We start from the raw sequence: 13,212 nt of genomic DNA on the forward strand, positions 1-13,212 counted from the left end.
AAGGCGGATACGGAGGGGCCGGAGGACGAAGTCCGAAGGTCAGCTCGCTATGGCTCGCCCCCTTCGCCTCCACTGCGTTGCGGCACTTCCCCGGAGGGCAAGAGTAGAGGCCTTGAATGTCCTGCCAGCCAGTCCGCCGTATGGGGTTCCGCGCGTCAAGGGCCCGCAGGGCCGCGCGCGGTTTCACCCTTGACGCGCGGAACCCCATACGGCCCGATCTCGGCATGAGATTTAAGGATGGTTGGGGGAACGCCCCGCTTATCCGCTCACCTTGTCATCCCGGACCACAGCGTTCCGAGGGACAAGCTGCGCCAAAAATCAGTTACGAAATACTATTAAAACTCACCAACACTTTTGAATTGCATGCGCACCCGCTGTCCGAACGGGAAGAGTTTCCCTGCACCGATTTGCACCTCCACTCCTTCCGGAACCACTTCGAAATTCAGATCTCCAAGATCCAGCCCTCCGTCAGGCTCCGCGCTCATTTCGGCGGTAAGTGCCAAAACGAACCGTTCAACTGACGTGAAAACAATCTCGGTCTCCGAATACTGAACGTCTTCATTCGGCTTGCGACAATCTACGAGCAAAAGACAACGGTGGGGTTCGAAGCGTACTCCTAAAACAACGCTATCTTCCCACAAATATTCCGAACGATAGTCGGCGATGTCCTGCTCAAGCATCCGCCCCCTCCACGCTCGGCAGATCCAGCCCCTGCTCGCGCGCACAATCCTTCGCGATCTCATAGCCTGCATCGGCATGGCGCATTACACCTGTGCCCGGATCATTCCACAGCACACGGCCAACACGCTCCGCCGCCTCGTCGGTGCCGTCGGCCATGACGACCTGGCCGGAGTGGATGGAATAGCCCATGCCGACGCCGCCGCCATGGTGCAGCGAAACCCAGGTCGCGCCGGAGGCTGTATTGAGCAGGGCGTTGAGTAGAGGCCAGTCGGCGACGGCGTCGGAGCCGTCCATCATGGATTCGGTTTCACGGTTGGGACTGGCCACGGAGCCACTGTCCAGGTGATCGCGGCCGATGACGACGGGCGCTGACAGTTCACCGTTCTTGACCATCTCGTTGAAGGCCAGGCCCAGCTTGTGGCGCTCGCCCAGACCAACCCAGCAAATACGCGCCGGCAGGCCCTGGAAATGGATACGCTCCTTGGCCATGTCGAGCCAGCGGTGCAGGTGCGGATTGTCCGGGATCAGCTCCTTCACCTTGGCGTCGGTCTTGTAGATATCCTCCGGGTCACCGGACAGCGCGGCCCAGCGGAAGGGACCAATGCCCCGGCAGAAGAGCGGGCGGATATAGGCGGGTACAAAGCCCGGGAAATCAAACGCGTCCTCGACGCCCTCATCCTGGGCCATCTGGCGAATATTGTTTCCGTAATCGAGCGTCGGGATGCCCTGTTTCCAGAAATCGAGCATGGCACGCACATGGAGCGCCATGGATTTCTTGGCAGCAACCGATACCGCGTCGGGATCACTTTCGCGCTTGGCTTCCCATTCCGCCAGCGTCCAGCCCAGCGGCAGATAGCCATTGACCGGGTCATGGGCCGAGGTCTGGTCGGTGACCATGTCCGGGCGCTCGCCGCGCTTGACCAGTTCCGGGAACACCTCAGCTGCATTGCCCAGCAGACCGACCGAGATCGCCTCACCCTTGGCACAGGCGTCCTTGATCATGGCCAGAGCCTCGTCGAGATCACTGGCCTGCTTGTCCAGATATCCTGTGCGCAGACGCATCTCGATCCGGCTCGGCTGGCATTCCACGGCCAGCATGCACGCGCCCGCCATCGTCGCCGCGAGCGGCTGCGCCCCGCCCATGCCGCCGAGGCCACCGGTCAGGATCCACTTGCCGGTCAGATCGCCATTGTAATGCTGACGCCCGGCCTCCACGAAGGTCTCGTAGGTTCCCTGCACAATGCCTTGAGAGCCGATATAGATCCACGATCCCGCCGTCATCTGGCCGTACATCATCAGGCCTTTCTGATCGAGCTCGCGGAAATGCTCCCAGGTCGCCCAGTTCGGCACCAGGTTGGAATTGGCCAGCAGTACGCGCGGCGCATCCTTGTGGGTGCGGAACACGCCGACCGGCTTGCCGGACTGGACCAGCAGGGTCTCGTCTTCCTTGAGGCGCTTCAGCGTGGAGACGATGCGATCGAAACTCTCCCAGTCGCGCGCGGCACGGCCGATACCGCCGTAGACAACCAGCTCTTCCGGCTTTTCCGCGACATCCGGGTCGAGATTGTTCATCAGCATGCGCAACGGCGCTTCCGCAGCCCAGTTGAGGGCGTCCAGCTCAGGGCCGGTCTTGGCGCGAATGACACGGGCATTGTCGATACGGGTATGGCTCATGACTTGTCTCCGGCATGAAGGCGGGCCGCCGCGTCAAGCGCGGCCTTGATGATGGATTTCAGGACGGGGCACAGGCGCTCGGCCTTGTCCGCGTCGAATGTGTAGGGCGCGCCCTCGGCCATGTAGGCGATCTGGGCGATCTCCATTTGCAGGGCATGCACATTGTGTTTTGGCTGGCCATAATGGCGGGTGATCCAGCCGCCCTTGAAACGACCATTGGATATCGTCTCGTAGGCGCCGGCTTCCGCCATGGCGGCCTCGGCGGCGGCCTGGATGTCCGGCGCGCAGGACTGGCCTGTATTTGTCCCCAGATTGAGATCCGGCAACCGCCCGTCAAACAGGCGCGGCACCACGCTGGCGATGGAATGGGCATCCCACAGAACGGCATAACCATGCACCGCGCGAACATGATCAATGAGATCGAACAGGACTTCGTGATATGGCGCATGGAAATCCTGGCGCCGCTGCTCAATCTCGGCATCCTCCGGTGCCTGCCCCTCAAGATAGAGCGGCTCGCCATCAAAGAATTCGGTGGGCACAAGGCCGGTCGTGACCTGTCCCGGATAAAGCGACTGACCCGATGGATCACGATTGAGGTCCACAACATACCGCGAATAGTTCGCGCGGATCACCGAGGCGTTCAGGTCATCCAGAAAATCGTAGAGCTCCGGGATATGCCAGTCAGTATCAGGGAGCGCCCTCGCCCGCTCCGTCAGGCGCGCTTCTAGGCCCGGCGAAACGGCCAGACCCGAATGCGGCATCGAGACCACGAGCGGTCCCGTTCCAACGCTGAGCTGGTAGACATCCATTATGCCACGCCCGGCAGATCCAGATCCGCCACCAGCTCGCCCGAGGCGATCAGCGCAGAGGACGCATTGATATCATTGGCGAAATAGCGGTCATCACTATAGGCCGGTACATCCTGGCGAAGGCGGGATTTGGCGGTCTCCAGCTTGGCCGATGATTTCAGCGGTGCGTGGAAATCCGCGCCCTGCGCGCCGCACAACAGCTCCACCGCCACCACATCACGCAGGTTCTGCGTCATCTGCAGCAGGCGATAGGCACCGTGCGTCGCCATGGAGACATGGTCTTCCTGGTTGGCACTGGTCGGGATCGAGTCGACGGAGGCCGGATAGGCTTTCTGCTTGTTTTCGCTGACCAGGGCTGCCGCCGTGACATGCGCGATCATGAAACCGGAATTGATGCCCGGATTGGGCGTCAGGAAAGCCGGCAGGCCGGAGACCGCCGGGTCTGTCAGCAGCGCCACGCGACGTTCGGAGATAGAGCCGATTTCACACACCGCCATGGCGATCTGGTCGGCGGCGAACGCCACCGGTTCGGCGTGGAAATTGCCGCCGGAAATCGCGTCGCCCTCTTTTGAGAAGACGAGCGGATTGTCCGTGACGGCATTAGCTTCGGTCTGAAGGGTTTCACCGGCCTGGCGAAGAATACCCAGCACCGCCCCCATGACCTGGGGCTGGCAGCGCAGGCAGTACGGATCCTGGATTTTCTCACAGCCGGTATGGCTGTCGAGGATCTGCGACCCCTCGAGCAGGCCGCGCAAGGCCGCAGCCGCATCGATCTGGCCCTGATGACCGCGCAGCGCATGGATACGCTCATCGAACGGTGCGATCGAGCCCTTGGCCGCGTCGACCGAGAGAGCACCGGACAGCAGCGTGTTCCGGTAGGCGTTCTCGGCTTCAAACAGACCTGCCAGCGCCAGTGCCGTTGAACACTGCGTGCCGTTGAGCAAGGCCAGGCCCTCTTTTGGTCCCAGCTGAACCGGTTCGAGACCGGCCTTGGCCAATGCCTCGGCAGCAGGCAATCGTTCGCCCTTGCAGAAAGCCTCACCGGAACCAATCAGCGCGGCGGACATATGGGCCAGCGGCGCAAGGTCGCCGGATGCACCAACCGAACCGCGCGCCGGAACAACCGGCAGGACATCCGCCTTCAGCATGGCTTCCAGCGCCTTGACCGTCGACCAGCGAATGCCCGAAGCACCACGCGACAGGCTGGAAATCTTCAGACTCATCAACAGGCGTGTGACATCGCGGCCCAGCGGTTCGCCTACTCCGGCGGCGTGGGAGAGGACGAGGCGTTCCTGCAGGACGGCCAGCTCATCATCGGCGATACGCGTCTGGGCGAGTTTGCCGAAACCGGTATTGAGACCATAGACCGCGCGACCGGAGGCGATAAGGTCTTCCACCGTCTTCGCCGACGCATCGACACCCTGTTTGGCAAAATCCGACAGCGCGACACCGCCACCGCGATAGATCTCGCGCCAGTCTGCCAGCGCCATCTGGCCCGGTTGGATAAGAACCGCCATTACACCCACTCTCCTTCAAGGATGCGACCATGCAGCGGTCGCCGTCCGATCCATTGCACCAGCTCTGCCGGGCGTTCGATGTCCCATACAGCCAGATCCGCGATCTTGCCGGTTTCAATGGTGCCCAGCTTGTCCTGCAGCCCCAGGGCCCGGGCCGCTTCCCGCGTCATGCCGGCCACAGCCTCCTCGACCGTGAAGCCGAACAGCGTGCAGGCCATGTTGGCCGCCGTCAGCAGCGAGACCATGGGCGAAGAGCCCGGATTGCTGTCGGTGGACACCGCCATGGGAATGCCCAGCTCGCGCATGCGCGCCACCGGCGGTTTCTGTGTCTCACTGATCGAGTAGAAAGCGCCGGGCAGGATAACGGCAACGGTTCCGGCGTTCGCCATCGCCTGCAGCCCCTCCTCGCTCGTGTATTCAACGTGATCAGCCGAGAGGCCGCCGAACTCTGCCACAAGGCGTGCGCCGCCTGTGTCGGACAGCTGGTCCGCATGAAGTTTGACCGGCAGGCCTGCGGCCTTGGCTGCGATGAACAGCCGACGGGTTTCCTCCGGCGAAAAGGCAATGCCCTCGCAATAAGCATCCACCGCATCGGCCAGCCCCTCCTGGGCGGCCTGGCGCACCAGCGGAATACAGACCTCGTCGATATAGGCGCCAGACCGACCCTGGTATTCCCGGGGGATTGAATGCGCGGCCAGAAGCGTCGGCGAAACCCGCATGCCCGAAGCGATCCCCGCCCCACGCGCAGCCTTCAGCATGGTCAGCTCGCTGTCGATGGTCAGGCCATAGCCCGACTTGATCTCGACCGTGCCGACGCCCTCCTCGGCCAGCGCTTCCAGACGGCGCAGGGCCGCGGCAGCGAGCTGGGCGGAATTCGCCTGGCGGGTGGCTTCCACTGTTTTCGCGATGCCGCCTCCGGATTTGGCGATCTCGGCATAACTCTCACCGGCGAGGCGGCGCTCGTATTCATCCGATCGATCACCCGCAAACACCAGGTGGGTGTGGCAATCAATCAGCGCCGGTGTGACCCAGCGCCCTTCCAGAGAGTGTGCGTTTTCAAACGCCGTGGGCGCATCACGTCGCTCGCCCACCCAGGAGATCGTATTGCCGGAGATAGCGATGGCACCGTCCTCGATAACGCCATAGGGCGTATCACCGGGAACCATGCTAGCGATGCGGGCGTCTGTAATGAGTGTATCGATGCGCATACGGTTTCAGCGTGTTGGGGGTTCGCAAATCTTTATTTGTCTATACAATTAATCAAGGCTCGAGATTCTTGTCCAGAGGCAGAACTGAAACATGACCGGATTCTTCTTCAACGAAGCCCTGCTTCCTGGCGGCTGGGCGCGCAATGTGCGTGTGACCATGGACAAAAGCGGCCGTATCGAACGTTGCGAGATCGACACCTCCGCCCACGCAGGCGATATCCGGCACACCAACGCCCTGCCCGGCATGGCCAATCTGCACAGCCATGCCTTCCAGCGCGGCATGGCCGGACTTGCGGAACGGCGCGGCACGTCCGATGACAGTTTCTGGACCTGGCGCGAGGTAATGTACGCCTTTAACGACCACCTCACCCCGGATGATGTCGAGGCGATCGCGGCGCTGGTTTATTGCGAGATGCTGGAGAGCGGGTTCACCAGCGTGGGCGAGTTTCACTATCTGCACCATGACCGCGATGGATCACCCTTTGCCGATCTAGCGGAAATGGCCGGCCGGATCTGTGCGGCGGCCGAAACAACGGGCATCGCGCTGACCCTGTTGCCGGTGTTTTACCGCTGGGCCGGGTTTGGCGATCAGCCCGCCCATGAGGGCCAGCGTCGCTTCTTCAATGATCCGGATCGTTACGCCCGTCTGAGCGATGCCAGCCTTGCCCACACCAGCAAGCTTCGCCATGGACGCCTGGGCGTCGCGCCACACAGCCTGCGCGCCGCCAATCTTGAGGATTTGCCCTGGCTGGCGGGCTTGCGTCCGGATGATCCGGTCCACATCCATATTGCCGAACAGCTCAGGGAAGTCGCTGAGTGCGAGGCCGCTCACGGCAAACGTCCTGTCCAGTTGCTGGCCGAGAGCGTGGAACTCGATCCGCGCTGGTGTCTTGTCCACGCCACGCATATCGACGCCGCTGAAACCCGCGACCTTGCCCGCTCCGGCGCGATTGCAGGCCTGTGCCCGCTGACCGAGGCCAATCTGGGCGACGGTGTTTTCCCTGCACCGGATTATCGCGCTCAGGCGGGACAATGGGGCATTGGCTCGGACAGTCATATCCGCATCGATCTGGCGGAAGAGTTGCGCCTTTTGGAATGCGGTCAACGCCTGACCTTGCGTCAGCGCAATGTGCTGGCCGAACCGGACCAGCATGTCGGCCGCGCGCTCTACCAGTCCTGCGCCACCGGCGGCGCCCAGGCGCTGGGCCAGCCCACCGGCCGGATCGAAATCGGCGCGCGTGCAGATTTTGTCGTGCTGGACAGCAAGGCACCGGTGCTTACCGGGCGGTCATCTGACACGCTGCTGGACAGCTGGCTGTTCAGCGGGGATGGACGTCAGGTCGAGACAGTCTATGTCGGTGGGGAGCGTGTTGTTGAAGCCGGGTCTTGCCTGGCTAGGGACATGATTTCCGGGCGTTATTGCGACCGCCTGACCCAGCTGATGCAGAGGATTAATGCGTGAACCGGCAGGACTGGCAGAGTGAAATCGGCCTGGATGGCGCAGGACCGGTCTATGAACAGATCAAGCGTGCGCTGACTGAACGGATCCGCTCTGGCGGCTGGCAGACCGGCGATCGCATTCCCGGCGAGGAAGAGCTTGCCGAACATTTCAATTCCGCCCGCATGACGGTCCACCGCGCCCTGCGGGAATTGACCGATACCGGTCTTCTCATCCGCAAGCGCCGCGCCGGCACTTTCGTGGCACCGCCGCCGGCGCCCGCTGCGATGCTGGAAATCGTGGACATGTCCAAACTCATCCCGGCGCGGGGCCAGGACTATGCCTTCGAGATGATCGACAGTGCCGTCGTCGAAGCGAGTGAGGAATTGCGGCAGCGTTTCGATCTGCCTGACGGCGGGATGCTGCGACGGCTGATCTGTCTGCACCGCGCAGACGCTATCCCGCTGGAGCTGGAAGAACGCTGGATCAATCTCGCCGTGCTGCCCGACGCCCGGGACGCAGATTTCAGCCAGACCCCGCCAGGCGCCTGGCTGTTGCAACAAGCCCCGTGGACCCAGGCCGAGCACACTATTTCGGCCCGCAATGCCAGCGCCGCAACCGCCGATCGTCTCGATATCGATGCCGGAGATGCTTGCCTCGTGCTGGAACGCCGCACTTTCCTGGATCAGCAGGTGGTCACCTTCGCCCGCCTGACCCACCCGGGCAGCCGGCACGCCCTGACCGAACGTTTTACACCGGGCTGAGTTTCGCCCGGCCCTTCGGGCCGCACCCTATCCGCCCGCTTCGCGGCCACCTTTCCCATCAAGGGAAAGGAAGATTAGTGCCTACCTTCTCGTCTTCCGTGGGGATGACCGAGCCCGGGACAAGCCGGGTGATGACGATAGAGAAGACCGGGAGGTGAAACGCCCCACCCCGTCAAATTCTCCCGCATGCCTTCAGTCTCTGTTAGGGCAATCTCAAGGCCGCGCTCGCACTTACATTACCGCGAATTGCTCGCACTTACATTACCGCGAATTAAAGATGAGTCCCGGTTAGCGCCCTCCCCAGCTAACGTCGACTCATCTAGGAGCGCCCCCATTATGCGCACACTGATTATCTATACCGCCGTTGCAGGCGCTCTGTTTCTGGTTCCGGGCAATCAGGACGGTCATGCACTGACCGCTACCGAGACCCGTACCGACTACCAGGTCGCATGTGTGGACACCTTGCCGGAGCTGGCTGAGACGGCTGCCCCGGAAGGTGAAACCGAGATCCTTTACTGCAGCTAGGCTGGCCTATTTGTTCTGGGCCCGGATGGCGTGGCGCTTGCGCAGCACCGCAACGACATCATCCAGGCTGAGATCACGGGATTCCAGCAGCACCATCAGGTGGAAAATCAGATCCGCCGCCTCTCCTGCCAGTTCCGACTTGCCTTCGGATACGGCAGCCATGGCGACCTCGACGCCTTCCTCACCCACTTTCTGAGCCGGTTTCTTGGGCGCCTTGGCCAGCAAAGCCCCGACATAGCTGTCCTTGGGCTTTTCCTTGCGGCGTTTCTTGATGATCGCACGCAAATGCGCCAGGAAGCCCAGACCCGGTGCCGGGTCATCACCGAAACAGGTCACCGTACCCGTGTGACAAGCCGGTCCCTTGGGTTTGACCTCGACCAGCAGCGCGTCACCATCACAATCCGGGGCCATCTGGACCAGTTTGAACGTGTTTCCGGAGGTCTCGCCCTTTTTCCAGATACGTTGTTTGGTACGGCTGTAAAAATGCACCTTGCTGGTTTCCAGGGTCAGTTCGACCGCCTCTGCGTTCATGTAACCCAGCATGAGAACCTGGCGCGTGGCCACGTCCTGGATGATCGCCGGGATCAGGCCATCGACCTTTTCCCAGTTGAGATTTTCAGCGTTGATCATGGCCGAATGCCCAATCCTTCATCAATCAAATAGGACTTCAGATTTCCTATATTAATCAGCCCCTTGTGAAAGACGCTGGCAGCCAGCGCGCCATCCACATTGGCCTGATTGAATACAGTTTTGAAGTGTTCTTTTCGGCCAGCCCCACCCGATGCAATCAGCGGTGTGGAACACAGCGCCCGCGCCTCGGCCAGCTGGTCGATATCATAACCATCGCGCACACCATCCTGGTCCATGCAGTTGAGCACGATTTCGCCGGCGCCCCGGTCGACCACTTCGGTGATCCAGTCGAGCGTTTTGCGATTGGCCTCCTGCGTCTTGTCAGGGTCGCCGGTGAACTGATGCACACGCCAGGCGCCGTCAATCTCACGACTGTCGATACCCACCACCACGCATTGCGAGCCGAACTCCGCGGCCAACTTGTCGACCAGGGACGGGTTCTGGAGCGCAGGCGTGTTGATCGAGATCTTGTCCGCGCCTGCAAACAGGCGTGCCCGCGCATCATCGACAGACTTGATACCGCCAGCGACGCAAAACGGAATGTCGATCACACGTGCAACCGCACTGACCCAGGCCGGCTCGACCGTCTCGCCACGCGTCGAAGCCGCAATGTCATAAAAGACCAGCTCGTCGGCCCCCTCTTGCGCATAACGCCGGGCCAGCTCGACGATATCCCCGACGATCTCGTGATTGCGGAATTTCACGCCCTTGACGACCTGGCCGTCCTTGACGTCGAGACAGGGAATTATACGGCGCGCAAGCACGACAGGGCCTCCTCGACGCTGAACCGGCCCTCATAGATCGCCCGGCCGGTAATCGCTCCGGCTGCACCCGCATCCCGCGCCGCTTCCAGATCGGACAGCGAGGACACGCCACCGGAGGCCTGCCAACTCACGTTTGGATATGTGCGCGCGAGGTATTGATAGAGCTCGATATTGGGTCCGGAAAGATCACCATCCCGCCCGATATCGGTCACCAGGGCGTGCTGCAGATCTGCGCCATCATAGGCCTTGATCACATCATCAAGGGTCACGGTGAGGACATCCGTCCAGCCCTTGATGGCCGGGCGATAGGCACCCCCGACATATTGCACGTCAAAGGCCAGCGTCAGGCGGTCCGATCCGAAACGGTCCAGCCAGGGCAAAACCTGTTCCGGCGCCGAAATGGCGAGCGATCCGATCACCACCCGCGAGACGCCCGCTTCAAAAAAGGCCTCGATATCCTCGCTGCCCCGCACCCCGCCACCGGACTGCACCTTGAGGCCGGTCGCCGCGATATCGCGGATCACAGACGTCTGGCGACGGGCGCCGTCTCGAGCCCCGGCCAGGTCCACGACATGGATCCATTCCGCGCCCTCGGCCTTGAGCTGTTTGGCGACCTCGACAGGATCAGTTGCGTATTCAGTGACCGCGTCGAACTTGCCGTGCATCAGGCGCACCACACGGTCTTCCAGTAGATCAATGGCAGGATAGAGGATCATCGGACCAGCTCCGCAAAATTCGTGAGAATGCGCGCGCCCGCCTCGCCCGACCGTTCCGGGTGAAACTGGCAGCCATAGACATGGCGCGATTTGACGATGGCGGTGATATCCGCGCCATACTCGGCTCGCGCCAGGGTGAAGGTGGAAGTCGGCACATAAAACCCGTGCACAAAATACATGTAGGCGCCATTCTCGACACCTGAGAGCAGGACGTTTTCCGGCTCGACAATGTCCAGCGAATTCCAGCCCATATGCGGCCAGACCAGGCCTTCGCTCGATGGCAGGCGCTCGACATGACCGGGGATAAGCCCCAGACAGGCAACATCGCTCTCGCTGGAGTATTCAAACAATAATTGCATCCCCAGACAGATGCCCAGCAAGGGACGTTCGTCGCGTCGCAAGGCAGCCGCCCAGCCAGAGGCTTCCAGCTGGTTCATCGCAGGCGCTGCGGCGCCTACGCCAGGCAGGATCAAACGACCACAGGCACCGGCCTGTCCCGGCGTCACCGCGACACGATAGTCGATCCCGGCCCGTTCGAGCGCGAACCGCACCGAGGCCAGATTGGCGCAACCGGTATCAATCAGCCCCACCGTCATGCCAGGTGCTCCTTGGTCGAAGGCAGGCGGTCTCCCTCGACACGCACAGCCTGGCGCAAGGCACGACCAAAGGCCTTGAAACAGCCTTCGATCATGTGGTGGGCATTATCTCCCTCGACCTTCACATGCACGGCCGCCTTGAGACTTTCGGCGATGGAGCGAAACGCGTGCGCGGTCATCTCGACTGGGAATTCGCCGACACGATCGCCCAGGATCTCACCCTCGAATTTGGCATAGGGGCGCCCAGAAAGGTCAATCCAGACCCCTGCCCGCGTTTCATCCATCGGCAGCTCAAACCCGAAACGGGCTATGCCGCGCTTGTCGCCCAGGGCTTCCGCCAACGCCTCACCAAAGGTCAGGCAGACATCTTCGATTGTGTGATGCGCGTCGATCTCCAGATCGCCTTCCACATCAATGGATAGCGAAATACCGGCATGACGTGCGATCTGGTCCAGCATGTGATCGAAATAACCGACACCGGTGTCGATGCGATTTGGGCCGTCGCGATCGAGATTGATCGACAGGGCAATATCCGTCTCCGCAGTCTTGCGGCGACGCGCAGCGGCACGCGGCCCCCTCTGCCCGGTCGCGGTCTCTTCCGAGGCCGTTTCGCGGCGCTTGGCCATCGCGATGCGGTGGGCGTCGAGGCCTTCGAGTGCGGCCAGGCGTTCCACGGTCGGTGCCAGATTACGAGCGCCTGCCTTGCTGGCGCGCAGGATCGTCGTGGTCTTCTGGAATGCTTCCACGGTTACGCCGCCATAGGCGCGCGCGGATCCACCGGTTGGCAGTGTGTGGTTGGGGCCCGCAGCATAGTCACCTGCTGCTTCCGGTGCCCAGCGCCCCACAAAGATTGATCCGGCGTGGCGAACCTTGTCGGCCAGTGTCTCAGGATTGGCTGTCTGGATAATCAGGTGTTCGGCCGCATAGAGATTGGCGGCCTCGGCCATATCACCCTCATCGGGGCAGACCAGGCAGAGTGAGTTCTCCAGCGCAGCTCGTGCAATGTCAGCACGGGGCAGTGTGTCGAGTTGTGTTTCCACTTCCGCCATCACGGCCCGGGCCGTCGCCTCGGCATCTGCCAGCAGCACGACCTGGGCATTGGCATCGTGTTCAGCCTGGCTGAGCAGATCACTGGCCACAAAACCTGCATCCGCCGAGGTGTCCGCAGCCACCATCACCTCGCTGGGCCCGGCTGGCAGGTCCACAGCGGGACCGCCGGGCAAAGCAGTGACATAGGCCTTGGCCGCAGCCACATAGGCATTGCCTGGCCCAAAGATCTTGTCCGCCCGCGGGATATCGGCAACGCCGAACGCCAAGGCAGCAATGGCTTGGGCGCCTCCGACGGCATAGACCTCGTCTATGCCGATCAGTTTCGCAGCCGCGAGCAGAGCAGCATTGACGCCGTCACTGCCGTTTGGCGGCGCGACGACGGCGATGCGTGGCACGCCGGCCAGCTGGGCCGGAATGGCGAGCATGATCAGGCTGGACACCAGGGGTGCACTGCCGGCGGGCACATAGAGCGCCGCAACGTCGACCGGCGTCGCGCGACGCGAGGCTTTCACGCCCGACCAGGTCTCGACTTCATAGGCGGAATAGCCCTGTTTCACATGGAAACGACGCACGGCATCAGCGGCTGCCTTGATCGCTTCCTGGTCCGCCGGATCCATGGCCTCCAGCGCTGCGTCAAAAGCCGCCTCAGGCACGCGGAACTGTTCAGGCGCATGCCCGTCCAGTCGCGCTGCATAGGCGCGCAGCGCGGGCTCGCCCTGCGCGCGGATGGCATCAACAATATCGCGCGCGGCTCCGGCTGCCGCACCGGTTTCTTCCGGTCGGGCGAGAGCGGCAACGCGCTGATCCTGATCAAGGTCTGCCCAGTTGAGAGTTTTCATC

At 62.2% G+C, this 13,212-nt stretch carries 13 protein-coding genes; 3 read left to right on the forward strand and 10 right to left on the reverse strand.

Annotation, left to right across the window (positions count from 1 at the left end; translation table 11 throughout):
* Positions 1 to 335: 335 nt before the first annotated feature.
* The 5 genes from SIC17_RS01065 to hutI are packed head-to-tail and all read right to left on the reverse strand — an operon-like array spanning position 336 to position 5,889.
* Positions 336 to 680 carry a hypothetical protein gene (locus SIC17_RS01065; RefSeq protein ID WP_412546127.1) on the reverse strand — a complete coding sequence of 115 codons (345 nt, stop codon included), beginning with the start codon at positions 678 to 680 and terminating at the stop codon, positions 336 to 338.
* The gene (hutU, locus tag SIC17_RS01070) at positions 673 to 2,355 is read right to left on the reverse strand and encodes a urocanate hydratase (RefSeq protein WP_412546128.1); all 1,683 of its coding nucleotides are present in this window, start codon (positions 2,353 to 2,355) and stop codon (positions 673 to 675) included. Before hutU ends, SIC17_RS01065 begins: the two co-directional genes overlap by 8 nt.
* On the reverse strand, positions 2,352 to 3,164 hold the full coding sequence (gene hutG, locus SIC17_RS01075; RefSeq protein WP_412546129.1) for an N-formylglutamate deformylase: 813 nt from the start codon (positions 3,162 to 3,164) through the stop codon (positions 2,352 to 2,354). The genes hutU and hutG overlap by 4 nt, the downstream gene beginning before the upstream one ends.
* Positions 3,164 to 4,681, reverse strand: coding sequence for a histidine ammonia-lyase (hutH, locus tag SIC17_RS01080; RefSeq protein WP_412546130.1), 1,518 nt, complete (start codon positions 4,679 to 4,681; stop codon positions 3,164 to 3,166). The genes hutG and hutH overlap by 1 nt, the downstream gene beginning before the upstream one ends.
* Entirely contained in the window at positions 4,681 to 5,889 is a 1,209-nt protein-coding gene (hutI, locus tag SIC17_RS01085) for an imidazolonepropionase (RefSeq protein ID WP_412546131.1), read from the reverse strand. The genes hutH and hutI overlap by 1 nt, the downstream gene beginning before the upstream one ends.
* 91 nt (positions 5,890 to 5,980) lie before the next feature.
* Here hutI and SIC17_RS01090 point away from each other — a divergent pair, with 91 nt between their 5' ends.
* The 3 genes from SIC17_RS01090 (at position 5,981) to SIC17_RS01100 (ending at position 8,616) form a co-directional block, all read left to right on the forward strand.
* Entirely contained in the window at positions 5,981 to 7,351 is a 1,371-nt protein-coding gene (locus SIC17_RS01090; RefSeq protein ID WP_412546132.1) for a formimidoylglutamate deiminase, read from the forward strand.
* Positions 7,348 to 8,091: a histidine utilization repressor gene (hutC, locus tag SIC17_RS01095; RefSeq protein WP_291895649.1), complete on the forward strand. Its 744-nt coding sequence runs from the start codon at positions 7,348 to 7,350 to the stop codon at positions 8,089 to 8,091. Before SIC17_RS01090 ends, hutC begins: the two co-directional genes overlap by 4 nt.
* A 336-nt stretch (positions 8,092 to 8,427) precedes the next feature.
* Positions 8,428 to 8,616 (forward strand): hypothetical protein, encoded by a 189-nt coding sequence (locus SIC17_RS01100; RefSeq protein ID WP_412546133.1) that lies wholly within the window; start codon positions 8,428 to 8,430, stop codon positions 8,614 to 8,616.
* Positions 8,617 to 8,622: 6 nt separating this feature from the next.
* Here SIC17_RS01100 and hisIE read toward each other — a convergent pair whose 3' ends face one another.
* Genes hisIE through hisD form a run of 5 tightly spaced genes read right to left on the reverse strand, consistent with a single transcriptional unit; the run spans position 8,623 to position 13,211 of the window.
* Positions 8,623 to 9,246, reverse strand: a complete 624-nt coding sequence (gene hisIE, locus SIC17_RS01105; protein WP_291895653.1) for a bifunctional phosphoribosyl-AMP cyclohydrolase/phosphoribosyl-ATP diphosphatase HisIE — start codon at positions 9,244 to 9,246, stop codon at positions 8,623 to 8,625.
* Positions 9,243 to 10,010 (reverse strand): imidazole glycerol phosphate synthase subunit HisF, encoded by a 768-nt coding sequence (gene hisF, locus SIC17_RS01110; RefSeq protein WP_412546134.1) that lies wholly within the window; start codon positions 10,008 to 10,010, stop codon positions 9,243 to 9,245. Before hisF ends, hisIE begins: the two co-directional genes overlap by 4 nt.
* Positions 9,992 to 10,726, reverse strand: a complete 735-nt coding sequence (locus SIC17_RS01115) for a 1-(5-phosphoribosyl)-5-[(5-phosphoribosylamino)methylideneamino] imidazole-4-carboxamide isomerase (protein WP_412546135.1) — start codon at positions 10,724 to 10,726, stop codon at positions 9,992 to 9,994. Before SIC17_RS01115 ends, hisF begins: the two co-directional genes overlap by 19 nt.
* Positions 10,723 to 11,322, reverse strand: coding sequence for an imidazole glycerol phosphate synthase subunit HisH (gene hisH / locus SIC17_RS01120; RefSeq protein ID WP_291895661.1), 600 nt, complete (start codon positions 11,320 to 11,322; stop codon positions 10,723 to 10,725). Before hisH ends, SIC17_RS01115 begins: the two co-directional genes overlap by 4 nt.
* Positions 11,319 to 13,211 (reverse strand): histidinol dehydrogenase, encoded by a 1,893-nt coding sequence (hisD, locus tag SIC17_RS01125; protein ID WP_412546136.1) that lies wholly within the window; start codon positions 13,209 to 13,211, stop codon positions 11,319 to 11,321. The genes hisH and hisD overlap by 4 nt, the downstream gene beginning before the upstream one ends.
* Position 13,212: the final 1 nt, after the last annotated feature.

Origin of the sequence: Maricaulis sp. MIT060901 (genome assembly GCF_047123815.1) — a bacterium.
Lineage (GTDB): Bacteria > Pseudomonadota > Alphaproteobacteria > Caulobacterales > Maricaulaceae > Maricaulis.